General features: G+C 42.8%; 17 protein-coding genes and 1 tRNA gene. 15 read left to right on the top strand and 3 right to left on the bottom strand.

The genetic code is table 11. The features are described from left to right. Nucleotides 1–28: 28 nt before the first annotated feature. The gene (locus K9E37_RS02390; RefSeq protein WP_410311092.1) at nt 29–2,017 is read left to right on the top strand and encodes a GH25 family lysozyme; all 1,989 of its coding nucleotides are present in this window, start codon (nt 29–31) and stop codon (nt 2,015–2,017) included. Here the strand turns inward: K9E37_RS02390 and K9E37_RS02385 are convergent. Continuing rightward, entirely contained in the window at nt 2,003–4,099 is a 2,097-nt protein-coding gene (locus K9E37_RS02385; RefSeq protein WP_231130953.1) for a hypothetical protein, read from the bottom strand. The genes K9E37_RS02390 and K9E37_RS02385 overlap by 15 nt on opposite strands. 93 nt (nt 4,100–4,192) lie before the next feature. Continuing rightward, complete coding sequence (locus K9E37_RS02380; protein WP_012914461.1) at nt 4,193–5,125, bottom strand: glycosyltransferase family 2 protein; 933 nt, start codon at nt 5,123–5,125, stop codon at nt 4,193–4,195. Nucleotides 5,126–5,531: 406 nt separating this feature from the next. On the opposite strand from K9E37_RS02380, the gene K9E37_RS02375 reads away from it, so the two are divergent. The 11 genes from K9E37_RS02375 to K9E37_RS02325 all read left to right on the top strand — a co-directional run bounded on the left by K9E37_RS02375 (nt 5,532) and on the right by K9E37_RS02325 (nt 19,907). Beyond that, nucleotides 5,532–7,391 (top strand): phosphotransferase, encoded by a 1,860-nt coding sequence (locus K9E37_RS02375; RefSeq protein WP_012914460.1) that lies wholly within the window; start codon nt 5,532–5,534, stop codon nt 7,389–7,391. A gap of 3 nt (nt 7,392–7,394) precedes the next feature. Next, complete coding sequence (locus K9E37_RS02370; protein WP_004109220.1) at nt 7,395–8,333, top strand: DMT family transporter; 939 nt, start codon at nt 7,395–7,397, stop codon at nt 8,331–8,333. A 100-nt stretch (nt 8,334–8,433) separates the two neighbouring features. Then, a complete protein-coding gene (locus K9E37_RS02365; protein ID WP_248893513.1) occupies nt 8,434–9,588 on the top strand; it encodes a LicD family protein in 1,155 nt (384 codons plus the stop codon). Nucleotides 9,589–9,672: 84 nt separating this feature from the next. Continuing rightward, nucleotides 9,673–11,976: a hypothetical protein gene (locus K9E37_RS02360; protein ID WP_248893512.1), complete on the top strand. Its 2,304-nt coding sequence runs from the start codon at nt 9,673–9,675 to the stop codon at nt 11,974–11,976. A gap of 82 nt (nt 11,977–12,058) precedes the next feature. After that, nucleotides 12,059–13,309, top strand: coding sequence for an acyltransferase family protein (locus K9E37_RS02355; RefSeq protein ID WP_004109228.1), 1,251 nt, complete (start codon nt 12,059–12,061; stop codon nt 13,307–13,309). Nucleotides 13,310–13,332: 23 nt separating this feature from the next. After that, the gene (locus tag K9E37_RS02350) at nt 13,333–14,178 is read left to right on the top strand and encodes an ABC transporter permease (protein ID WP_004109231.1); all 846 of its coding nucleotides are present in this window, start codon (nt 13,333–13,335) and stop codon (nt 14,176–14,178) included. Beyond that, nucleotides 14,178–15,434, top strand: coding sequence for an ABC transporter ATP-binding protein (locus K9E37_RS02345; RefSeq protein ID WP_033888481.1), 1,257 nt, complete (start codon nt 14,178–14,180; stop codon nt 15,432–15,434). The genes K9E37_RS02350 and K9E37_RS02345 overlap by 1 nt, the downstream gene beginning before the upstream one ends. A 57-nt stretch (nt 15,435–15,491) precedes the next feature. Then, entirely contained in the window at nt 15,492–17,231 is a 1,740-nt protein-coding gene (locus K9E37_RS02340; RefSeq protein ID WP_248893510.1) for a glycosyltransferase, read from the top strand. Continuing rightward, nucleotides 17,231–18,199, top strand: a complete 969-nt coding sequence (locus K9E37_RS02335) for a glycosyltransferase family 2 protein (protein WP_248893508.1) — start codon at nt 17,231–17,233, stop codon at nt 18,197–18,199. The genes K9E37_RS02340 and K9E37_RS02335 overlap by 1 nt, the downstream gene beginning before the upstream one ends. A gap of 115 nt (nt 18,200–18,314) precedes the next feature. Then, nucleotides 18,315–19,544, top strand: coding sequence for a UDP-galactopyranose mutase (gene glf, locus K9E37_RS02330; protein ID WP_248893506.1), 1,230 nt, complete (start codon nt 18,315–18,317; stop codon nt 19,542–19,544). Nucleotides 19,545–19,822: 278 nt separating this feature from the next. Beyond that, nucleotides 19,823–19,907, top strand: a tRNA-Ser gene (locus tag K9E37_RS02325). A gap of 133 nt (nt 19,908–20,040) precedes the next feature. Here K9E37_RS02325 and rfbB read toward each other — a convergent pair. After that, the gene (gene rfbB / locus K9E37_RS02320; protein ID WP_248893504.1) at nt 20,041–21,132 is read right to left on the bottom strand and encodes a dTDP-glucose 4,6-dehydratase; all 1,092 of its coding nucleotides are present in this window, start codon (nt 21,130–21,132) and stop codon (nt 20,041–20,043) included. A gap of 248 nt (nt 21,133–21,380) precedes the next feature. Between rfbB and K9E37_RS02315 the strand changes: the two genes are divergently transcribed. The 3 genes from K9E37_RS02315 to K9E37_RS02305 all read left to right on the top strand — a co-directional run bounded on the left by K9E37_RS02315 (nt 21,381) and on the right by K9E37_RS02305 (nt 24,058). Continuing rightward, nucleotides 21,381–22,457, top strand: coding sequence for a DMT family transporter (locus tag K9E37_RS02315; protein WP_217430568.1), 1,077 nt, complete (start codon nt 21,381–21,383; stop codon nt 22,455–22,457). 117 nt (nt 22,458–22,574) lie between these two features. Continuing rightward, entirely contained in the window at nt 22,575–23,588 is a 1,014-nt protein-coding gene (locus K9E37_RS02310; RefSeq protein WP_012914450.1) for a ribose-phosphate diphosphokinase, read from the top strand. A 131-nt stretch (nt 23,589–23,719) separates the two neighbouring features. Then, on the top strand, nt 23,720–24,058 hold the full coding sequence (locus tag K9E37_RS02305) for an ACT domain-containing protein (RefSeq protein ID WP_102155642.1): 339 nt from the start codon (nt 23,720–23,722) through the stop codon (nt 24,056–24,058). The last annotated feature ends 10 nt before the right edge of the window (nt 24,059–24,068 follow it).

Genomic DNA, 24,068 nt, shown 5'->3' with positions numbered 1-24,068 from the left:
GGTAATAGCGGAGAGACACGTAAAAAACATGTCTGGAGGACTCGTGGGACAGATTATCGTACGTGTATTAGCTGGATTAGTGTCGGCTGCTACTGCTTTCACTATGAATGCCGTTGCGCCGCAAAAATCTTCATCGATTGAACATGTGCATGCAAATGTGCGTGCTAATGTGCATACCAATGTGCATACCAAAAGTGTTGTTAAGCCTATTATTCAATCACATTCTGGCACTGTGTATCAAAGCTCGTTTATTGATAATGAGTATGGTGCGCATTGGAGTGATGCTGATGGCACTACGGCTTTTATTGATGGAAATGATGATGTGTTCGTTAATAACGCTAAGGCGGTTATTGATGTTTCTGAGCATCAAAAAGAAATTGATTGGGATGCTGTAAAAGCTTCTGGAGTAGATGGTGCGATTATTCGTATTAGCTATGGCTGGGATAATGGATATGACAAGCAAGCTTTGCGCAATATTAGCGAATGCAAGCGTCTTGGTATTCCATTCGGCATTTACATGTATTCCTATGCTGAAAAAGCTGAAGATGGTGCTGCTGAAGGTGCCGACATTGTAAATCTTTTGCAGGGTGCTGGAGTAAGTCCTCAAGATTTAACGTATCCTGTTTATTACGATTTGGAAAAGTGGAGCTGGAGTGGTCATAAACCACCAACATCACCATACGTTTACCAGGATATTGTTGCTTCCTGGTGGAATCAGTTAGTTTCTGCAGGCTACCATAAGCTCGGCGTTTACTCTTATGCAAATTATTTGAGAGGACCATTAAATTCTCAGTATATTCACGAGCGTACAAGCTGGGTTGCTAGCTACGGTTCTCGCGTAGGCTTCCCTATTTCTACAGCATTGCGCGGATGGCAGTACACTTCCGACGGCAGCGTTGACGGAATTGATGGTCGCGTCGATTTGAACGCATTCGGCATGGCTGATGGCGGCGAAATCAATGGTGTTTCTGAGTTTGGTAGCACTATTACTAAGCCTAATTCGTCTAAGCCTTCTGGAGAAACGCGCAACTATGGTAGCTGGACTGTAAAGAGTTTTGGTCGTCGTGAAGTATGGACTAATGGAGACAAGAAGTTTGTGCTCCAGTACGAGCTTCGCGATTCATATTATGCTCATGGCGGTTATGGTCGTCTTGGTGCTCCTGTTGCTGATGAGGAGAATTTGGGTGCTGGCTGGTGGCGTCAGCACTGCAAGCACGGCGATGTGTTTACGCAGGGTCGAGATAAGAAGTACGTAATCCAGTACGAATTGCGTGACTCCTACTACAAGCATGGTGGTTATGGTCGTCTTGGTGCTCCTGTTGCTGATGAGGAGAATTTGGGTGCTGGCTGGTGGCGTCAGCACTGCAAGCACGGCGATGTGTTTACGCAAGGCCGAGATAAGAAGTACGTAATCCAGTACGAATTGCGCGACTCCTACTATAAGCACGGAAGCTATTCGCGACTTGGCTCGCCTATTTCCGACGAGGAAAACATGGGCGGCGGCTGGTGGCGTCAGCGTTGCCAGAATGGTGATGTTTGGACGCATGGCAGAGACATTAAGTACGTGATTCAGTTTGAGTTACGCGACTCTTACCAAGGACATCGTGGTGCTGCTTGGCTTGGCGCTCCTGTTGCCGAAGAGGAAAACATGGGCGGCGGCTGGTGGCGTCAGCGTTGCCAGAATGGTGATGTTTGGACGCATGGTAGGGATAAGAAGTTTGTTATCATGTTTGCTCTTCGTGATTCTTACTATAGGCATCGTGGTGCTGGTTGGCTTGGTGCTCCTGTTGCTGATGAGGAGAATTTGGGTGCTGGCTGGTGGCGTCAGCGTTGCCAGAATGGTGATGTTTGGACGCATGGCACAGACAAGAAGTTCGTTATCATGTTCAATCTTCGCAAGGATTATTATGCGCGCGGTGACTTTAAGAAGGTCGGCGCGCCTATTGAAGATGAACACAATGATGGCAATGGCTTATGGCATCAAAAGTGCCAGAATGTTGTGTTAGAAGCCCACTGATAGCATTTGGCTCCATGCAATAAAAGCATCTGGATTTGTGTATTGTATTTCATTCGCAGCTTCTGTGTGATTTGCAAATACAAGCAAGAATCCTAATACTATCGTTAATGTAGTGCATGCAACGATTAGAGTTTGAGTAGACATTTGGTTCCTATTCAATTCGATATTGTTGCATGCATTTTCTTTATCTAATTGCAACTGCGCATCTTGATTAGCTGAGCAATTTCTTCTAGCAAAACCAATAGATGCAATAATCATAAGAATTATTATTGAATCGCAATAATAACGGTAAAGGCTGCCGCCTAAGCAGTAGTTTACGTAGATTAACATAATCGAGAATGTTATTCCGCTTAAGCACATTATGTATTCGATTTTTTGCATGTACTTGCGTCTTATTAAGAAAATGCCCCAAATAAGTGGTATTGATAGCAGACCAAATGTCATGTGATTAAAGAAACTATTTCCATAATCCGAAATGTTTGAGCTGGTTATTGTAATATACGGGAATTCCGTATCTATGCTTGGTGGCTTTATAAAGAAGTTTATTAACAAGTCTTTGATTTTTAGAGGGTCAAATGCTATACGATTAAATCGCAAGTCAAAATTTGTTAATTGTTCTTCGTTACCAAAGTTAAAGAATGAACCAAAACGCAAGTAGTTATATACTAAGATTCCGGCAAACCCAGCTATTGCAGGAGTTAGGAAGCTTAAAGCTGCAGATACTTTATTTACTACGCTTCTGGAGTTGTTAAGCAGTAAAGCAATAAATAGTGGAGCTATAAACGCAACTGTGGAAATGCAAGAATTTGGTCTACAACCGCATTGCAAAGCTAAGCTTAATCCAGCTAAAGCAAATAATGCATACTGAGTAAATTTAGTCTTAAGCCTTACGGCTTTCAGTGATGCGTAAACAAATAATGTTCCGAAAAATATAGCGCTTACCATAGGAATGTAGTAAATCGATGCAGATGCTTGCAGATAAAAAACAAGGCATCCAAATGGTAAGGCTGCTCCTATAAGCAGCATTGAGCAGTAGTTTATTCGTATTTCAAAGAATGTTATTATTTCTTTCCACAATGCAAATAATGCTGGTATTGTAATTGCTGCAAATAATGTTGTGACCATTATTGCGCTCGGCATCCAAGCTGGGAACAAAGCGTTAAACGGCAAATAAGTTAAAATAAACGGTACTATTCCAAAGTAGCAATAATATTTGCCATTATGCAGCACAACATCCCATATTGCAGGAGTTCCCTCGCGCACTAATTGCATTCTTTTGCCAATGCTAAATGGGTTTGTTGAATGCAATAAGCCATTTGGTGGGTCTTGTAGCAAAGATAGCGATCCTTGTTTCCAGGCTTTTAACTGCTCTGTATATGGGTTTCCGTCTATAAAATCGTATTTATCGTAGGAGAGTGGAACGCGTATTCGATTATAAGTGTTTAATCGGAGCCAAATATACAGTGAGAATCCGGTTACTATTGCGCACAAAGCCCAAAAAATTATGGTTTGAGCTCGATCTCCTTGAATATAGGCTATTTTGTGCCATTTTTTCTTACGTATAGTTATAATCGCGGATCCAAAAACGAATAATATAGCCCATTTTCCATAGTTTATGTGCAACTTGTATTTTGGATTAATTGTTATATTTTTAACAACGATTCCGTTTGGCGTTTCATTAAAGTGTAATTTTATTTTGTTTAGTTTTCCGTGACTTTCTAAACGTACTTTAGTCGTATTAAATTTTCCTGTTGTTATTTTAAATTGGCTAGCTAAAGCGTATCCAGGAGCTACACCAAAGTCTTCTAATTCTACGCTTCCAGTTACGTAATAAACTGGTTTTGTTTGTTGTAGCGAAATCTCTAATGTTTTGCTGTACGTGTTTAAGTTTGTGAATTCTACATCTGCGCCATTTTTAGATATATGTACGCCGTCATTTTTGTATTTTGCATATATTTCATCACGGCTTGCGTTTGTAGAGTCTTCTGCTTGTTCAGCTTTTACTTCTTTTACTGTGCTTAAATTTATGCTTTGTGTTTTAAATCCTAATTCGGATGCTTGAAATAAGTTACTAAAAAACATTAGTGTTATTAGTCCGCTTATAACAAAGCACACTATATATGGCAAATAAGTTTTTAGTTTAAGATTGTTTTTTATGACGGCTCGCACAGGTTGCTACTTTCTATTTCTTTTTATGTAATCAAAAAGGTTTACTTGTTCTATAAAACGTTTGCGCTCATTTTTGGCTAAAATCTCAAGAATAATTCCGGAAATAAAGAATAGTAATCCTGTAATAATTAGCATTACAGCACCAATTAGAGTAGGGAAGCGTGTTACTAGGTGTGTGCGCCAAAATTCTATGAATGGAAGCATGCATGCTCCTACTCCGCACAGTGTTATTATTACGCCAAGTGTTCCAAAGAAAGGCATTGGTTTGTATTCGCGAATCATGTGAAAAATGGTTGAAAGCACTCGAATACCGTCTCCAACTGTGTCTAGCTTGCTAACTGATCCTTCTGGGCGGTCACGATACTGAATTGGCATTTCGTACAGTTTTATATTGTTGTTGAGTGAATGAATAGTCATTTCTGTTTCAACTTCGAATCCGCGCGAAAGTACAGGATAAGTCTTTACGAATGAAAAAGAAAAAGCGCGATAGCCTGTCATAATATCAGTTACTTTTGCGTGGAAAAGCGTGTTGATTGCGCCTCTAACTAAACGATTTCCAAAATTGTGGAATGGTCGCTTATTCTCTTGGAAATACGTAGAACTTAGACGGTCGCCAATAACCATGTCGTAGCCTTCAATAACTTTGGCGACCATGTTTGGTGCCGCTTCAGCGGGATATGTGTCGTCGCCGTCTGCCATTACGTAAACATCTGCGTCTATGTCTTGGAACATTGCACGAATCACATTGCCTTTGCCTTGTCTAGGTTCTTTGCGAACTACAGCACCTGCTTCTTTGGCTATTTTTGCAGTATTGTCCGTTGAGTTGTTGTCGTACACGTATATCGTTGCTTCTGGAAGTGCCGCCTTAAAGTCTTTAACAACTTTTTCAATGGTGATTGCCTCGTTATAGCACGGCAGCAGCACTGCGACAGAAGTCATAATATGTCCCTTCATAATGGCGAATGGTGCGCATGGAATGAGCAGTAATGTTCTTATACTATGTGCATATCACTGTTATCTTACCTATTGTTGTGGATTGTAGTGCAACAATCTATTTGCGTTTATGTGGCAGTGTGCAGTACTGTGCGTAGTACTTGCGCATATAGTCTGCTATACTGCGTGGCAAGTGTTATGTAATTTTTTCAAGTTATGTAATGAATGTGAGTATTAAGAATAGTTATGGTGGCATGCAATACGTATAAAAGTGTATGCTGCAAACAGTGTCAAATGTTCAAAATAAACTAATAATAATTATTTTTTGAACACCTTTGTGCATACTATACTAATGCAACAAAATGTATAGAGTCATCATTATGCACCTCGACTAGTGCATGGAGACACTGTTATGGAAGCATATTCAGTATTAACTCATAACGAATTTGCTGTAATATCAGCATTGCAACGTTTGCCAGGAAGTAATCAACGTACTATAGCTGAGCATACGAAGCTTTCATTAGGCACAGTAAATAGTGCGTTACGCGATGCTATTCAGCATGGGTTTGTTGTTAATGGTGAAGTTACATCAAAAGGTCTTACCGCACTCGAACCGCATCGCGTCCACAATGCGGTGATCATGGCAGCTGGCCTTTCCTCCCGCTTTTCCCCGATTTCTTACGAATTGCCAAAAGGTTTACTCACTGTGCGCGGCGAAGTGCTTATTGAACGACAAATTCGTCAATTACAAGCGGCAGGAATTAAAGATATTAGCGTGGTGGTTGGCTACAAGCAGGAACGTTTCTTCTATTTGGAAGACAAGTTTACTAAAGGCGATTTTTGCGTAAAAATCGTGCCAAATAAGGAATATCGTGAGCGTAACAACAACAGTTCAATCATGGCTGTTGCTCACCTTTTAAGTAACACGTATATTTGTTCTTCTGACAATTATTTCGACGAAAATCCTTTTGAACCATACGTGTGGAAGGCTTACTATTCTGCGCAATATCAGCGGGGCCGCACTAAAGAGTGGTGTATGAGTGTAGGTGCGCACGATCGCATTACTTCGGTAACTATTGGTGGCAGTGATGCGTGGTACATGATTGGTCACGTGTATTTTGACAGCGAATTTTCGGCTAAGTTTGTGCGAATTTTGCGTGCGGAATATGATTTGCCGCAGACTGCTGGCAAGTTGTGGGAAGACATTTTGATTGAGCATTTAGACGAGCTTGATATGCGCATGCGCCGCTACGATGCGCCGATTATTCACGAGTTCGATTCGTTAGATGAGCTTCGCGAGTTTGATCCGCTGTTTTTGGAAAATGTTGACAGTGAAGTTTTTGACCGCATCGTTAAGGTGCTTGGTTGCAAAAAGTCGGATATTCGCGACGTTTACCCGTTGAAAAATGGTTTGACGAATCTTTCTTGCCATTTTATGGTTGGTTCTAACGAGTATGTGTACCGTCATCCGGGGGTTGGCACGGATGTGTTGGTGAATCGCCAGGCTGAGGATGAGGCTTTGCGTGCGGCGCAGCACCTTGGTTTGGACGGTACGTTGGTTGCAGATGATCCGAAGTGCGGCTGGAAAATTTCGCATTTTTTGAAAGACTGTCGTATTGCTGATTTTCATGATTCTTGCGATTTGCGCGAAGGTATGCGTCTGATTCGTAAGCTTCACAACAGTGGTGCTACGGTGAGTAGATGCTTCGATTTTTATGAGGAATCTCAGCGTTATTTGCGCGATTTGCGCGCTCGCCGTGTTGCGTTGCCTGAGGGTGCTGACGCTTTGCTTCATAAGGTTGATTATTTGCATGAGTGCGTGAGTAAAGATGCTTGTCAAAAAATTTGCTTGGCGCACAACGATATATTGGGTGCGAATGTGCTTGTGGATGTTGCTGGACGCTACCATCTGATTGATTGGGAGTATGCGGGGATGTCGGATTATGCGCAGGATTTGGGTACGTTGTGCGTGTCTGACGCGCTTAATGAGCAGGAATTTGACGCGGTTCTAGCGGAGTATTTTGAGCGCAATCCTACTTGTGCTGAGCGTCGTCATTGCATGGCGTACGTTGGTTTTGCGGGGTGGTGTTGGTATTTGTGGTCGTTGGTAAAAGAGGCTGAGGGGGAGCCTGTAGGTGACTGTCGTTATTTGTATTACCGTTATGCGAAACGTTATGTTGACCGCGCTTCGAGCGAATATGGTGCCGTATCCGCTGAATCCTCTGAATCTGCTGGTTGTGACGGGTCTGCAGGCTCTGTGGCAAAGGTGTGATTTATGAAATATTCCTTAATAAGCGGACTGTTTTGGGGACTTGATACTGCTTTGCTTGCGGTATTGGTTGCGTTATCTGTTCATGGTTTAACACCTTCTGCAGTATGGTATGTGGGCGTTGTGGGCGCTTGCGTTCACGATGTTGTGTGTGCTGTAATATTGTGGATTTATATGGCTTGTCGTTCAAAGTTGCGCGAAACTGTTGCTCTTTGCAAACGTACGAAATTGATTGTGCCTATTGTGTTGAGTTCGCTTCTTGGAGGCCCAATTGGTATGACCGGTTACGCTATTGCGGCAAGCAATATTGGTGCCGGTTACGCTGCTGCGATTTCCGCACTGTACCCGGCTTTTGGCATAGTACTTTCTTCTATTGTGTTGTGCGAACGCTTAAGTGCGTTGAAATATTGTGCTTTTGCTGTAACGCTTATTGCGGTAGGAGTGCTTGGCTACTGTTCTTGCGCGGAATCTTCAACTGCAACTGTCTTCTCTCCGGGCAGCATAGTCTTAGGTTTGATTGCGGCTATTTTCAGTGTTATTGGTTGGGGAAGTGAAGCCGTTGCTTGCGCGTGGGCTACCAGAAAGCAAAGCGTGGACGACGAAGTAATGCTGCACGTGCGCGAAACTGTTTCCGCACTGTCGTACGCCTTACTCATTGTGCCGTTGTGTACGATACTGCCGGTTTTTAGCGTAAAGATTATGCAATCAGCCGGCTTTATTGCGTTAGCTATATTTATAGCGTTACTTGGTGCTGCTTCCTACTTGTGCTACTACCGCGGTATTGCTCAGGTTGGTGCGACGCGCGCTATGGCTGGAAATATTACGTACGCGGTGTGGAGCATGATTGCAGCAGCGTTACTTTCTCAAACGATTCCGCCGCTTATTGCGTGGGTTTGTTGCGTGGTGATAATTGCGGGGACGGTAGTGGTGGCTTCCGAAAAATAATCGCAACGGAGTATGATAAACCTGTATTGCATTGTGGCAACAGTTTATAGCAGTACGCTATAGCAAGTATGTTTTTAAATAATGAGGGAGTAATGAACTTATGGTTTCGCAGTTACGTCGCATAGTGAGTTGGATAATAGGCAGACTCCCTTCGTCAAAACGCTCTATTGTGGAAGTGCGCGAGCAGCTGAGTGCTATTCAAACGCAAATTTCTCGATTGCAAGAATGTGTCGACGCTCGCTGCGCTCATCTTGAGGTTGGGCAGTATAACGTTGAGAAGTCGTTGCGTGCGGAGATTTTGACGAATCGTGAGCAGTCTTCGATTATGGCTTGGTCAAACTATAGGAAAGATGGCGAAAGTAGCGTGGATGCACATAAGCGTTTCTTCCTTAGTTTGCCGAAAGCTACAGGTTCTATGCGCGTTATACAACGTGGTTGCGCGTCGCTGCTGAGCGAGTTTGCGCAGATTGCGCAGCAGCATAATCTTCAGTATTGGGCTGATTTTGGTACGCTGCTCGGTTGCGTGCGTCATCGTGGGTTTATACCTTGGGATGACGATGTTGACTTGGGTATGATGCGAGAGGATATTGATAAGCTGCTAACGATGTTGCGCGAGGATGCCGCGTTGTGCGCGCGCTACCGTGCGGTGCTCGTGTACGATCCGTACGTGTGCTGCCGTCAGTTGCGGTTCCGTTACGCGAATAATAGTAATCCTTGTTTTTTGGATATTTTCTTCTACGATTACGCGCCTGATTTGACGCCTGAACAGCAGCAGAGTTTTGTGTCTTTGCGTAAGGATTTGCAGCAAGAGTTGCGTTCGCAGACTTTTTTCAACACATGGCTTGACCGCGGTTATGTTGAGCAGGGCGGCGAATATACTGCGGAGATTGAACAGATTTTTCAGAGTTTCCAAAAGAAGGCTGTAAACCAGGGGCTTGTGGTGAGTAAGTCTTGCGCGCGCAACGTGGTGTACGGTTTGGATAATGTTGATGCTGAGAATTTGTATATTGCACGATGTGCCGAAATGTTTCCAGTAAAAATGGCAACTTTTGAAGATTTTTCTGTTGCTATACCGCAGTTATCGGAAGATATTTTGGAACGCGTGTATGGTGATATTTATCAGCTGCCGTCGGATATTATTACGCACTTCCGTCATGTCGACTGTGAATCGTTGCATAGCAGCCATACTGACGATGTAATCGAGCAGGATATTCGTTCAAATCCGTATGCGATCGATTGTGGCAGACTTGAGTGAGTTATGTAACGCTACAAAACGGTAACTCTACAAAACAGTAACGTTAAGAATGGCAATAGTACGAAGGAATTAACAGGTGTGCATATGGGCGATACGAGCAATAGTAACGGTAATGCGACTGCTGTAAATGATGTGGCGGCAGAAAGAAACGTAACGATGGCGGGTAATGCAGTAAGTAGCACAATAAGTGGTGCAATAAGCAGTGCGATACAGTGCAGTCGCGATTGTGCTCGCGCTACGCGTTCTGTTTTACGACGCATATCGCTAATTATGCCGCTTATTATTGTGCTTCTGCTGGAACTTGTATGGTTCAACTTTCCGGCAATCGAATCGTCAGGATTCAAGCCAACTCCTGTTCAGAGAGTTTCAACCGGTGCAGGTTTGACGCGTCACGGCGACGTGTACACAGTTACCGGCAAAAACGATCAATACATACAATTGCATTACGCTCAGCCTTCTCAAATAAATAACATTTACGTCGATACGCGCTCGCCTCACACTCGCACACTCGATATTGCTGTGTATGTGTTGGATGGCGGCAATAGTACTTCCTATATTCAAGTTGCGTCTCAGCCAGTTACGTCGAATGTGAACGATACGAAGTATGTGCGCGTGCATGCGGTTGATAAAGTTGCGGGCTTGCGTTTGAGTACGAAGCTTCAGAAAGGCGATTCTTTTACAATTGCTAATCTTGCGTTGAACCAGCGTAGACCGTTACATATTTCACTTATTCGTGTCGTGATGTTGTTGCTGATTGCTTACGCGATATACGCGTTGGCTCCGCGTTCGCGCATTTATAAAGAAGCACTTGATTTGCGTGTGCGCAAGCAGCAGTTGTGGCTTGTTGCGTTAATGCTAGTGCAGTGCGCAATACTTATTGGAGTAACGAAAGTTACTGGTACTCAACACATGTTTACAGCTGGTGTGTGTAATAACGGCGGCTTTATATGTGACGCCAACCAGTACAATCACCTCGCGAACAGTCTGCTCAAAGGTCACCTGTACTTGGATCTGCCGGTTCCTGACTGGCTGCCGAATATGAGCAACCCTTACGATGCAGGCGCGCGCTACGCCATGTCGATAAAAACTGGTCAACCAACTTACTGGGATTATGCGTTCCACGGAAGCCACTACTTTACTTACTTCGGCGCACTTCCTGCACTGTTACTTTTTGTGCCGTTCAAAGTACTTACCGGCCACGATTTGCGCACAGATTACGCCGTCGCCTTCTTTGCTGTCGCTTTCGCAATTGCTTCTATCTATCTTATGGTGCAATTACTTCGACGCTTCTTCCCAAAGCGATCCTTCGGCTTCCTTGTGCTGTCGCATCTCGTTATGCTCATGTCCAGCGGAGTGCTAATTCAGGCGTATCTGCCGCAAATCTACTCGCTTCCTATGCTGTCATCATTGTGTTTCACCTGCTTAGGACTGGGATTGTGGCTACAAGCGCGAACTACTCAAGATACTCTTTCTGAAACCCCGTACTTACGGAAGTCGCTACTCATTCTGGGAGCAGTATGTATTGCACTAAACCTATGGTGTAGACCGCAATTTATTCTGGCGTCACTGTTTGCTTTCGTACTTTTTAAGGAAGAAATCGTAAAGTACCGTCTATTTTTTGCCTTCAAACGAAGCAGCGTAATCAATACTATATGCGTAATCGCACCAATGATTCTTATAGGCTTAGCCGCCTGCTGGTACAACTACGCGCGTTTCGGTTCTCCACTCGATTTTGGTGCAACCTACAATCTCACCGGTTTTGACATGGTTCACCGCTCCTACTCTTGGGCGCGAATCCCATGGGGAGTATGGATGTACCTGTTCCAGCCTATTACTATTACGCCAGTTTTTCCGTTTATGGAACAATCCGTGCTGCCGTCAATGTTCCACGGGCAAATCATTATGGAGCCATTCTTTGGCGGCCTACTCGCTTACTCTCCTGTATGCGCAGCCGTAGTACTGTACCCGGTAGTAAAGCAACAATTACGCAAAAAGCAGCTTGCTGGATTCTTTACGCTCGGCTTAACATTGTCGATACTGCTTATGGTATTAGATGCGGAAGTAGTAGGAATTTCCAGCAGGTACTTTAGTGATTTCGGCTGGCTGCTAGCGTTGTGTGCAATTATGGTGATTGCAAGTCTTGTAGACAAAGTCTCGTCTTGCGTGCACACGGTTGACGTTCCTTCTGGTTGCGTCAACGAAACAGGCGAGGAGCCGCCTTCTAAAGCCAACTTTAAGTTAATGCACAAAGTTTTGATTATTCTGGTGATTTCCAGCGTGGGCTTGTGTTCCTTAAACCTCCTTGCCAACGGACGATACTCAGACCTTCAAGGCACTAGGCCGAGTATATACAGAAGTATCGAATCCTGGTTCTCGCCACTTACGTAACAGACGAATCAGTTGCAATTTGGTTACTATTAGTAAATTACAATTCAGATAATTTGAATAAAAAAATTTTGAAGAAGAAAATATGGTAGTAGAACAGAAACAATCAGCGCAAAAAGTAGCGTCTTCTGCACAAGCTCAAGCGGTATTACAATCGACCAAAGACCTGCAAAATGGCACACAAAAAGACCTGCAAGTTGAAGTCTTGCGAATTATTGCAATGCTTATGATTGTGGCCTGCCACATGATCATACATTTGAACATTCGCGAGCACAGTTTCAATATGGAACTTTTGCCGGCTCCAGGCTTGCGTTCAGCACTTAAATTCTTAGTCGTACAATACGGTCAAGTTGGTGTCTCAACCTTCTTTATTATTTCCGGCTACTTTTTATGTCGCAAAACCTTCCGCTACCGACGCGTTTTTGCAGCGTGGGCGCAAATGTTCTTCTACTGCATTATCGTGCTGGCAGTAACCTTCGTAGCAGACTGCTTTGGCTTACTTCCGGAAAATTTGAGCAACTTACTTCACGGAAAAGAACTTGTCTACACGCTGTTGTGGAATGTGACGCCATTTACTTACCGAAGCTATTGGTTCATGAGCGCGTACTTAATCATGCTCATGTTCATGCCTTTTATCAACATTCTTATAAGTCACATGACTCAGCGCAATCATGCTATGCTGCTGGTACTTCTTGCGTCAATCTCACTTATTCCGCTATATTTTGGCAAAAATTATACTTGGAACGATATTATTTACGCAATTTTTGGATATTTAGCCGGAGCTTTTATTGCGCAGTACGGTAGCGGAATAAAAAAACTTACTACGAAGCGACTTTGTGCGTGCGTAGCAATATCTACTGTTCTTATGCTCGCTTTCGACTATGTTGCTTCGTCCGGGAATAAGTTTGTGCGAGTTCTTACGTGGGATCAGCAGGTCCACAGCGGCATTGGAATACTGCCAATGATTATTGCAATGTGTATTTTCATTCTCGTACACCGAATAAATATGCTGCGAATTAAAGGACTAGCAAGAACCGTAATTTTGCGCGTTTCCAAAGCAACTTTCGGAGTGTACCTTCTTCACGAGCACATGTTTATTTTCATAGCGTTGTGGACGTTCGTGGCGTGGATGCTTCCTACAACTTCCTCAAGCGCACTCATAGTGCTACTTTACGCAATTACTTTAATTTGTACGTACGCAGCACTTTCAGTTGTTGCAGTTGTAATAGATCTCGTTATCAAACCAATTTCCAACCGAATTGCGCTAACTTTGGAGCATGTTGCCAATTGCGTATGTTCTGTGCACAAAACGGATTCGCAATCCAAAATGGAGTAAGTAACTGGTAAACTATATATCTTGTGAAAAACATTGTAGATAAGTTGCGCGCAAGATACCACTATTCGTGGGTGGTTCTTAAAGAGCTGGTGAAAACTGATTTCAAATTGCGCTACCAAGGGTCTTTCTTGGGAGTTGCGTGGTCGGTTTTACGACCGCTTATGCTGTTTTGCGTAATGTATGCAGTGTTTGCAAAGTTTTTGCGAATGTCGGATGGCACGCCCACCTATCCAGTTGTGCTTTTGCTTGGCATTAGCGCATGGCAGTTCTTTGGCGAGGCTACTTCGATTGGTTTACGTGCGGTGGTAGACCGTGGAGATTTGCTGCGTAAAATCCATTTTCCTAACTATATTGTGGTGGTTTCGGCAACTGTTGGCGCGTTAATCAGTTTTGCAATAAATCTTGTGGTAGTAATCATTTTCGCCATCTGCTCAGGCGTGCAATTTACGTGGTGGGTGCTATTAGTTCCTTTGAATTGTATACAGTTGTACGCATTAGCATTAGGCGTAACGCTGCTGCTAGCAACTATGTACGTGTATTTTCGCGACATTGCGCACTTGTGGGACGTGGCGCAACAAGTACTGTTTTACGCAATGCCAATCATTTACCCTCTAAGCATGGTGATTGGTAATAATTCTTTAGGAAGATGGGGAACGGTTATTGCAAAAGTGCAGTTACTTAACCCTATTGCACAATGTATTCAAGATTTGCGCCACAATCTTGTAGCACCTCTTACTCAGCCTACTGTGTGGAATTTAGTAGGGTCTCCTTTGCTGATGATGGTTCCGGTAGTATTAACCGTAATCTTGTGTGTGCTCGGCGTCGCAGTGTTCCGCAAGTGCAATCGTAAGTTTGCTGAGGTGATGTAATGAGCGAGATTGAGTTGACAAATACTGAAAAAGAAGAGTTGCAACCAGTCGTACTTTCAGTAGAACACGTAGGCAAATACTTTAAGCTACCAACTGAGCAAGCAAGCGGTTTGAAACAGGCGTTTATTAATTGGACGCGTGGTATCAAAGGCTACAAAGAACAGCACGTTCTGCGTGATATCAACTTTGAAGTACGCAAAGGCGACTTCTTCGGCATCGTAGGACGCAACGGAAGCGGCAAATCAACCCTACTCAAACTCATCTCTGGAATCTACGTACCAGACTCCGGACGCATACACGTCAACGGAAAACTCGTGCCATTCATTGAGCTTGGCGTAGGCTTCAACCCAGAACTAACCGGTCGCGAAAACGTGTTTTTAAATGGAGCACTATTAGGTTTTACGCGCTCGCAAATTGAAAACATGTATGACGATATAGTGCATTTTGCAGAACTTGAAGAGTTTATGGATCAAAAACTTAAAAACTACTCTTCTGGTATGCAAGTGCGTCTTGCATTTTCAGTTGCAATTCAAGCTCAGGGAGATATTCTAGTACTTGATGAAGTTCTTGCAGTTGGAGATGAAGCTTTTCAAAGAAAATGCGATGAATATTTTGCAAAGGTTAAAAAAGACGTAAGTAAAACAGTTATTCTCGTTACGCACGATATGAACGCAGTAAAGCGTTATTGCAATAAAGCTATTCTTATTAAGAATGGCGAAGTGATTGTTAACGGAGATAAAGACGATGTTGCAAATCGTTACACCCTAGAAAATCTTTCTAGCCAAAATGGCGGAGAAAGTGAAGATGGTTATGCTGTTGGTTTGAATGAGCGAGTGCCATTTATGCGCATTGTTCCTTTGAGTAAGCAGTTGCTTAGTTGTAAAGAAAAATTCCGTTTTGCTATTGAATATGAATTCAATGAGCCTGGAAAATATTTTATAGCTGTAGCAATGCACGATATAAAACGTGGAGGAATCACGTATGATTCTGGAGCAGATAAAATTGAGCTAGAAGGAACAGGAAGACAAAAAGTTGAATTTGAAGTGCCTCTTAAAATTTTAAATAATGGCGAATTTAAGCTGGTTGCCTCTCTTCGTACTAGAAGCAAAACTGATCCTGAATTAACAGATATGGTTGCGTTTACTAACGACAGTAATTCATGCATGTTTGCTGTAAGAGATAGTCGAAACCGTGAGTATGCGCTCTTAAATGACAATGCAATGACTTTTACTTGCTTAAAGCATTATAAATGCTAGCTTTATTTATTGCTGGTTTTATATGTGTTAAAGGCTAAAAATAAGGGTGTTTTAGTAATGAATTTCTTTAATCTAGATGTTAATGCAAAAGCTTATATAGACTCTTTAAGCGAGCGTCAACGCAGGCTTATTGTGGGTGCTATAAATTATCATTCCCTAACAGCTCCATCTAGAACTTTGCAATATCAAGTTTACATGGGTCAAAAATGGCAGTATCCGCGATTGGCTGATTTTTCAGTTTTTGACGGTGCTTGTACAAAAAACGAAGGATTGAAACCAATCGCAACTTTTAGTGCACAATCAACTGTTAAAACTAATAGCGAATACACAAAAGAATTTTGGAATGAAGGCAAGCTATTTAATGATAATGGCGTTAGGTATTTGTTGCTGACACCAGATGATGCAACCGACGATGATGTGATGTCTCACTGGGCTTCTGATACGTTAAAGCAGCACATTTACAAAGAGTGTGAATTACACGCACCTTCTATGTTTGATGTTGTTAGGGAAGTAATGCGCAAAAAACGCGAGTGTGATTCGAAGAAACTTGTTGAAGCGTATTGTCCTTGGAATAAAAAGAAGTTTTATTATGTTGCAAATGCTCACCAAAGAGAAATTGCAAAACAAGAAAATTGGGATTTATCAAATATAAAAGATGCTAGATTGGACTGTGTTTCTCCTGCTAAAAGAGTTGAAGGAGCTAAAAAAGCTATTATTATAGGTTTGCATTGGCTGCAAGCTGGTGGTGCAGAAAGATGGGCTGTAGAAACAATAAAACTTGCCAAAAAAGCTGGTTTTGTGCCAATTGTTATCACAGATAGAGACGGTCACCAGCCGTGGATCACGAAAGATTTCTGTGATGATGCTCTTGTGTTACCACTTACTCCACCAATTAGAGAATATTGGGCGGATGTTCCACTTTTAAGATCTTTGTTTGAGCAATTTGACATTAAAGCAATAGCAATACACCATTGCCAATGGCTTTACGACCATATTTGGTGGGTTAAACAATTCTTCCCAGAAACACATATTATTGATTCGCTGCATATTGTTGAATACATAAATTGTGGAGGATATCCGCATGAAGCTGTAACACACGATAAGTGGATTGATTTGCACCATGTTATTTCTCCACAACTTGAAAATTGGTTACATAATGTGCATGGTATTGAATCTTCCAAGATTGTTGATGCTCCACTTATTGGTCTTACTGCTGGAATTGGAAACGATTGCGTATCGCCGAGAAAAAATAAAAATGTTCTGAATGTTGCTTTTGTTGGAAGGATTGCAAGACAAAAACGTCCAGAAGCGTTTGTTCTTGTTGCAAAAGCTTTAAACAAAAAATATCCAGGGAAATTCCACTTTATTTTGCATGGAGATGGAGAATTAGACACATTTGTTTCAGAACTTATATCTAGGTATGGTCTTGAAAACGTTATTGAGCGCAGATCTATGAAAATTCCAGCTCAAAAAACGTATGATGATGCGGACGTGCTACTTATTAGCTCTGTAAACGAGGGTATTACGCTTACAACTATTGAAGCGCTTTCTAATGGAGTTCCAGTAATTTCATCGGATGTTGGATCGCAAAAAACTGTTATAGCAAAAAGTGCGTTATTGCCAAGAATGACTTCTAGTTTTGTTAAAGCGTCTGTAAAGGAATTGTTTAAGATTATGGAGAATGATTCATATCGTTCATTATTGTTAAAAGAAGAAGTTGAAAAATTGCGCAATTTTGCAAAACTCGAATCTGCAGAAACGTTATTTACTAAGTTATTTGAAGAATGGAGCAAGTAATGTCAAATGCTCAAGTAGTGAATGCTAATAAATCAAAAGATAGCGTTAATGTTGCGGCTGTTGTAGTAACTTTTAACAGGTTAGAGAAACTAAAAACCGTATTGGCTTCGTTAGAATCTCAAACGCGACTTCCAAATCAACTAATCATTGTTAACAATGCTTCAACTGATGGCACAGATAAATATTTGGAAGAGTACACTCGCGATTTTGCGAATGGTCATTTGGGGAATCGAGTAAATCTTACTGTTGTAAATTTGCCAGAAAACGTTGGCGGTGCAGGTGGCTTTAGTGCTGGTATGCGTAAAGGGTACGAGCTTGGCGCAGATTTCGTGTGGATTTTTGACGACGATGGCTACCCTCAGCCACAAGCTTTGGAAAAGCTTCTAGATGGATTTAATGCTGCCGTAGGTGAGCTTGGTGCGGATGTTCCGTATGCTTGCTCAATGGTTAAGTTTGTTGATGGATCAATATGCGAAATGAACAATCCAGTACCAACGTGGGATTGGGGAAGGCTTATTGCTAAAGGATTTAACAATCTCGTTATGGTTACAAGCTGTTCGTTTGTGTCGGTGCTTATTCCTCGTTGGGTTATAGAAAAGTACGGATTGCCATTTAAAGAATACTTTATTTGGTTTGATGATGCTGAATATACGCTTCGTATTACGCGTGTATGCCCGGGCGTGCAGGTTCTCGATAGTGTAATTATGCATGATATGGGAGCAAACAAGGGTGTGAACTTTACAATGATTGACAAAAAGAATGCTTGGAAATTCGCATACGGCGTGCGTAATCAAGCATCTTACCGTTTGCATCACGAAGGTAAGGCAAAATACTTGCTTTTCTGCGCAAATGTAGTTCGTCAAATGCGAAGAGGGCATGTTGAGAGAAAGTTGCGCCGCAAAATGATTGGTCAAATGCTAAAAGCGATTAGATTTAATCCAAAAGTTGATTTTCCTAAAAATAAGTAGCGCAACAAGCGAAATGCTAGGTTAATGACTGGAATATGTTAATAACTGGAATAGCTTAATAACGGGAATATATAAAGCATAATTTCAAAATAGACGTATCTTATAAAGGAATAAAATGTACGAAAAAGCAAAATCAGCAACTTACCCAGATTTAGTAGTTGTTGGAGCAGGATTGTTCGGCTTAACTGTAGCTCAGCAAGCAGTGGAGCATACGGGCGCTCGCGTTGAAATTATTGACGTTCGAAATCATATTGGCGGCAATGCTTACTCGTATTTTGACGAGCGCACGGGAATCGAAATTCACAAGTACGGTGCGCATCTTTTTCACACAAGCAATAAACGCGTGTGGGATTATGTGAACCGTTTTACGTCGTTTACTAACTACGTGCATCGCGTGTATGCAACTCATGACGGCGAAGTTTACCCGTTGCCAATCAACTTGGGTACGATTAACCAGTTCTTCCATGCGCACTACACTCCAGAAGAAGCGAAGGCTTTGATTGCAAGCCAGGCGGGGGAGTTTGCTGGCAAAGATCCGCAAAATTTGAACGATAAGGGCATTAGCTTAATTGGGCGTCCGCTTTATGAAGCGTTTATTAAAAACTACACGGCAAAGCAGTGGCAGACGGATCCTTCCGAGCTTCCTGCTGGAATTATTAAACGCTTGCCTGTGCGATTTAACTACAATAATCGCTATTTTAAAGACACTTGGGAAGGCTTGCCAACGGACGGCTATACAGCTTGGATGCAGCGCATGATTGACGATCCGCGTATTCACGTTTCGCTTGGTGTAGACTTTTTCGACGAGTCGCAGCCGTTTAATAAGCGCGCGTTGGCGGAGGCTGGAGTGCCGGTTGTTTATACCGGTCCGGTTGATAGGTATTTTGACTATGCGCTCGGCGAGTTGAAGTGGCGCACTGTAGACTTTAAGGAAGTGCGTTACGAGGAGAGCGACCATTTTGGCTGCCCAGTTATGAACTATTCGGATGCTGATGTGCCATTTACGCGCGCGATTGAGTTTAAGAACTTTAATCCAGAGCGTGAAGAAGTTGGCGGAGAGGCTAGTGGCGAGGCTGATTTTGTGCCTGGAAAAAGCGTGAAAGCTGGGGAAACTGTAGTGTGGCAGGAGTATTCTCGCGCTGCAACTCGCGACGATGAGCCTTACTATCCTGTGAATACTGATGCAGATAAAGCCTTGTACGCGCGCTATGCGGAGCTTGCTGCGGCTGAGTCTCGCACAGTTTTCGGCGGTCGCTTGGGAACTTACAGCTATTACGATATGCACAACGTAATCGACATGGCTTTGCGCGCTTACGAATCTCAAGTGGTGCCGTTGCTGGCTTAGGTGGTTTGGTGGGCGTTCTTGCGATTAGCCGCCGCGCGCGTAACCTGAAAGCATGTAACCTGAGCGCGCGCTAAAACGGCAATCAGGGACACGGATGCAGTTTGCTGACTGCGCGAGTGTCCCAAAACAAGCAAAATTCGACCCTAATGCAGAACGCAATCTGCGCGAGTGTCCCCAAAAAGGTTGTCGGCGCGCGCGAGTTTGCAATATCCGCGATTCGTGGTATTCTATTTAAGTTGTTTGCTTGGCAAGCAGTTTGATTGCTAAGTTAGCAGTTTGGAGAATTCGCCTAGTGGTCTATGGCGCACGCTTGGAAAGCGTGTTGGTGTAACAGCCTCACGAGTTCGAATCTCGTATTCTCCGCTCCTAGGGTTTCTAGCCAATCGCTAGAAGCCCTTTTTTCATGCCGAAAACCCGATTGCCGCTTACCCGACGTCGCGCATGTTACACTCTAATCACTCAGGCAGGTCGTCGAGCGCAATTTCGTCACCCAAATTCAGTGCCCTAATTCAGCGTAATGCTGCTCGACTTGCGCTTTAATAGGCTTCCATAAATCGGCGTGAGAGTCGTACCATGATATTGTTTCTTGCAATTCTTGCTTCAAATTATCGTGTTTAGGCTCCCATTTTAATTGTGTTCGAATTTTCGTAGTATCTAGTGCGTAACGCCTATCCTCGCCTATTCTGGGATTTACATACGTTATATTTGATTCTGGCACGCCCATGAGTTGCATCAAAATCCGCAAAATATTTATGTTGTTAATTTCACAGTTAGCGCCAATATTATATGTTTCACCGATTGTTCCACGCGTTAGAACATGCCATATTGCGTCGCAATTATCTTCAACGTGGATCCAATCGCGTATCGAATCTCCCACGCCGTACAATTTTGCTGGCATATTGCACATAATGTTTGTAATTTGGCGAGGAATAAACTTTTCAATATGCTGTCGTGGCCCGTAATTATTGCTGCTATTCGAAATAGTTGCGCGCAAACCGTAAGTTCTACACCATGCTTTTACCAAGAGATCGCTTGCAGCTTTGCTTGCAGAATATGGACTAGATGGACAATATGGACTTGACTCGTCGAATTTAAGCACGCTGTCAATAGGAAAATCTCCGTAAACTTCATCGGTGCTTACTTGATGGAAGCGAATATTATATTTGTGTGCAAATTTAATGAGTGTATGCGTTCCTAAAATATTTGTGCTTATAAACGGGTCAGAAAACTCGATTGCATTATCGTTGTGTGATTCTGCAGCAAAATTTACGATTGCGTCGATAGCAGGAAGTGTTGTTCCTTCTGCCGTTTTAATTGGATTATGCGGATCTAATAGCTGATCAACTATATTTTCGTCTCGAATATCTCCGCGAATAAAAGCGTATCGGTTGTTTGCAAAATCTTGAGGTAAGTCGTAAAGATTTGCCATATTCCCAGCGTAAGTAAGCAAATCAAGTACCGTAACAGCAATCGTTACATGATATTTAGCTATGTAATGCACAAAATTAGATCCAATAAAACCTGCGCCGCCAGTAACTAAAATGTGGTGTGGTTGAAAAATATTACTGTTTGATGCGTAGTTGTGCATGTTTCCGCCTTCATATGACTAGTGCGTTGGTTTATGGCTTAAGTCACGTTGTTATTTTGGTTTATTTCGTTGATTTTATTGTTTAATGCGCGCGTTTTGAATTGTAATTTTTTAATACTATACATTTCTTTCGTGTGTGCAAGTAGAGTATGTTTTTCTAAAGTGTTGTTTACCAGCAAATTAGTTGAGTAGATGTGCAATAATTACTGCATGTTTGCTTGTTTTGGGGATGCGAGGTGAATCTAATAATGGTTAAGTTTTCTTGGCGTAGCAGTGCGCATGATTTGGATTCATCAAATATTGATTCCTCTTCAACAAAAAAGCAACAATCTTCAAAATTGCAATCAACAGGTTCAAAGACTTTTGACACATCAAAATCTGCAACAAAAGCAATCGAAGGTACTCCAAATAAACCTAATCCAGCGTTAAATCATTCTACAAACGCTATTCTTGTAGGAATATTTTTAACTCTTTTAGGTGGCGCATTTTGGGGTGCAAACGCAACAGTTTCGAAAATCCTCATGTCGACGTATCACGTATCTCCTTTGCAAATCGCTTGCGTTCGTCAAATTGCTGCTGGCATGTTATTTGTCATTACTGCTGCAGCTTGCACTCCTAAGCAGTTAAGTGGTGCTGTGAAAACTGGTCGTACTTGGATTTCAATGGCTATTACGGGAATTGTGTGCGTTCTTCTTACGCAAGTTTCGTATTTATGTACTATTGATTGGACTAATTCTGGCACTGCTACTGTGCTTCAAAGCCTTAACTTACTGTTTGTTTTGGTTTATGCGTGTTTCCACACTCGCCGCGTGCCAACTATGCGCGAAACTATTGGAGTTGTGCTAGCTTTTGCAGGAACTGCTTTAATGGCTACAGGTGGTAATCTTTCTTCACTGTCTTTGCCTGTTATGGGTTTGCTTTGGGGGCTTGCAGATGCTGCGTCTACAGCGGCGCTTGCTATTATGCCTGTGAAATTGATTGCAAAATGGGGAAATCTGACTGTTAATGGCATTACGTTTATTATTTCTGGTTGTATTATGCTCCCGTTTGTGCGACCGTGGGAAACGATGCCTGCATTAGATTTGCGCGCTATGCTGCTTTTTGCTTTTACTGTTATTGCTGGAACTTTTGGAGCATATTGGCTGTTCTTAGAGGGCATTATGCGAGTAGGTTCTGTTCGTGGCACTTTGCTTGGAGCTAGCGAGCCTGTTACTGCTGCAATTACTGCTGTTATGTTTACTGGAGCTGTTTTTTCATGGGCAGATTTTGTGGGATTCGGGCTTATTTTCGTAATGATGATTTTGCTTTGCAAGCGTAGTTCTTAATGATTTTAAAGTAACGCGCTAAAATAAAACGCTTGTTGTGTCGTACGAGGCGCACAAGCTGCTAAAATAGAAAGCGACTATGTCGCGCAACACCAGTTTGCAAACGGGAAGGCAATTATGTCAACAATTCTTGAAGGCAATCCAAAAAAGCAGATGATGTTAGTTACGGGTCGCGCATACCCAGAACTTGCTAATGAGACTGCACAGTATCTTGGTATTGATGTGCTTGAGACTACTGCCTACGATTTTGCGAATGGCGAAATGTATGTGCGCTTTACTCAGCCTGTTCGTGGTTCGGATGTGTTTGTGCTTCAGGCACACACGAATCCTATTAACAATTGGATTATGGAACAGCTGCTTATGGTCGATTCTTTGCGACGCGCATCTGCTCGCAGTATTAACGTGGTTGCACCGTTCTTTGGATATTCTCGCCAAGATAAGAAGCATCAGGGACGTGAGCCTATTACTGCTCGACTCATGTTTGACTTATTCCGCGCTGCTGGTGCCACGCGCATTTTGACTGTTGACATGCACGCAACTCAGGAGCAGGGTTTCTTTGACGGGCCTGTTGACCATTTGACTGCGATGCCTGTGCTTATTGATTATGTGCGAAACTCTATGAAGCTCGATAATGCAACTATTGTGTCTCCTGATGCTGGTCGCATCAAAGTCTCTGAGCAATGGGCTGCAAAACTCGGAGATTTACCTCTTGCTTTTATTCATAAAACGCGCGATATTACGCGCCCTAACCATGCTGAAGCTCACGGCATCATTGGTGAGATTAAAGGACGCGATTGCATTGTTGTAGACGATATGATCGATACTGCTGGCACTATTTGCGAAGCTGTACGTACTTTGCGTGAGGCTGGAGCAAAATCTGTTACTTTGGTTGCAACGCATGCTTTGCTTTCTGGACCTGCTGTTGAGCGTTTGAAAGCTGCTGGAGTTCGCGAGATTATTGTGACGGATACAGTTCCTGTGCCTGAAGAGAAGCGTCTTGATAATATGACGGTTCTTTCGATTGCGCCGCTTCTTGCTGCTGGCATTCGTTCCGTGTTCCGCTCTGGATCGCTTGTGTCGCTTCGCAACGCACTTCCGGAAGATATGAAGCAGCATAATATTTACGCATAAAAAATGTATAAAAGCGCATAAAGCGCATAAAAACGTATGATGTGTAAAATTGAAACAAATAACCGCATAATTTGCGTTAATGCATAAACTTTATGCATTAACATGCGGGTTCAAAACGGCAGGAGGCAAATATGGTCGCCAATAACACAACAGCAGTTGCAGAGAATAATGAATCGCAAGAAGCGTTGCAATCTGATGCTTTCAGGGCGATTATTACCGTTGTCGGCTGCGATACCGTTGGTATTATTGCAAAAGTTACTTCACATGCTGCCGAGCATAATGTAAATATTTTGAATATTTCTCAAACAATTGTCGACGGATTCTTCAACATGATGATGATTGTTGACGTGTCTACTGTTGATTGCGAATTTGGCAATTTTGCTGCAGGATTAGAAACGCTAGGAGACGAAATTGGCGTGCGTATTCGCTGCCAGCGTAGCAATATTTTCACTGCAATGCACAGAATCTAAAATCCGCAGC

Source organism: Gardnerella swidsinskii (assembly GCF_023277705.1).
Taxonomy (GTDB): Bacteria; Actinomycetota; Actinomycetes; order Actinomycetales; family Bifidobacteriaceae; genus Bifidobacterium; species Bifidobacterium swidsinskii.
Note: the sequence above shows the minus strand (reverse complement) of the source record. Positions and strands in the feature narration are given on the sequence as shown.

What these genes read in the sequence shown, in the direction of transcription:
- rfbB (WP_248893504.1), bottom strand. Translation starts at nt 21,132, where the DNA reads ATGCACAACTACGCATCAAACAGTAATATTTTTCAACCACACCACATT.
- K9E37_RS02305 (WP_102155642.1), top strand. Translation starts at nt 23,720, where the DNA reads ATGGTCGCCAATAACACAACAGCAGTTGCAGAGAATAATGAATCGCAA.
- K9E37_RS02365 (WP_248893513.1), top strand. Translation starts at nt 8,434, where the DNA reads ATGGTTTCGCAGTTACGTCGCATAGTGAGTTGGATAATAGGCAGACTC.
- K9E37_RS02355 (WP_004109228.1), top strand. Translation starts at nt 12,059, where the DNA reads ATGGTAGTAGAACAGAAACAATCAGCGCAAAAAGTAGCGTCTTCTGCA.
- K9E37_RS02385 (WP_231130953.1), bottom strand. Translation starts at nt 4,099, where the DNA reads ATGTTTTTTAGTAACTTATTTCAAGCATCCGAATTAGGATTTAAAACA.
- glf (WP_248893506.1), top strand. Translation starts at nt 18,315, where the DNA reads ATGTACGAAAAAGCAAAATCAGCAACTTACCCAGATTTAGTAGTTGTT.
- K9E37_RS02335 (WP_248893508.1), top strand. Translation starts at nt 17,231, where the DNA reads ATGTCAAATGCTCAAGTAGTGAATGCTAATAAATCAAAAGATAGCGTT.
- K9E37_RS02315 (WP_217430568.1), top strand. Translation starts at nt 21,381, where the DNA reads ATGGTTAAGTTTTCTTGGCGTAGCAGTGCGCATGATTTGGATTCATCA.
- K9E37_RS02340 (WP_248893510.1), top strand. Translation starts at nt 15,492, where the DNA reads ATGAATTTCTTTAATCTAGATGTTAATGCAAAAGCTTATATAGACTCT.
- K9E37_RS02380 (WP_012914461.1), bottom strand. Translation starts at nt 5,125, where the DNA reads ATGACTTCTGTCGCAGTGCTGCTGCCGTGCTATAACGAGGCAATCACC.
- K9E37_RS02345 (WP_033888481.1), top strand. Translation starts at nt 14,178, where the DNA reads ATGAGCGAGATTGAGTTGACAAATACTGAAAAAGAAGAGTTGCAACCA.
- K9E37_RS02370 (WP_004109220.1), top strand. Translation starts at nt 7,395, where the DNA reads ATGAAATATTCCTTAATAAGCGGACTGTTTTGGGGACTTGATACTGCT.
- K9E37_RS02390 (WP_410311092.1), top strand. Translation starts at nt 29, where the DNA reads ATGTCTGGAGGACTCGTGGGACAGATTATCGTACGTGTATTAGCTGGA.
- K9E37_RS02375 (WP_012914460.1), top strand. Translation starts at nt 5,532, where the DNA reads ATGGAAGCATATTCAGTATTAACTCATAACGAATTTGCTGTAATATCA.
- K9E37_RS02360 (WP_248893512.1), top strand. Translation starts at nt 9,673, where the DNA reads ATGGGCGATACGAGCAATAGTAACGGTAATGCGACTGCTGTAAATGAT.
- K9E37_RS02310 (WP_012914450.1), top strand. Translation starts at nt 22,575, where the DNA reads ATGTCAACAATTCTTGAAGGCAATCCAAAAAAGCAGATGATGTTAGTT.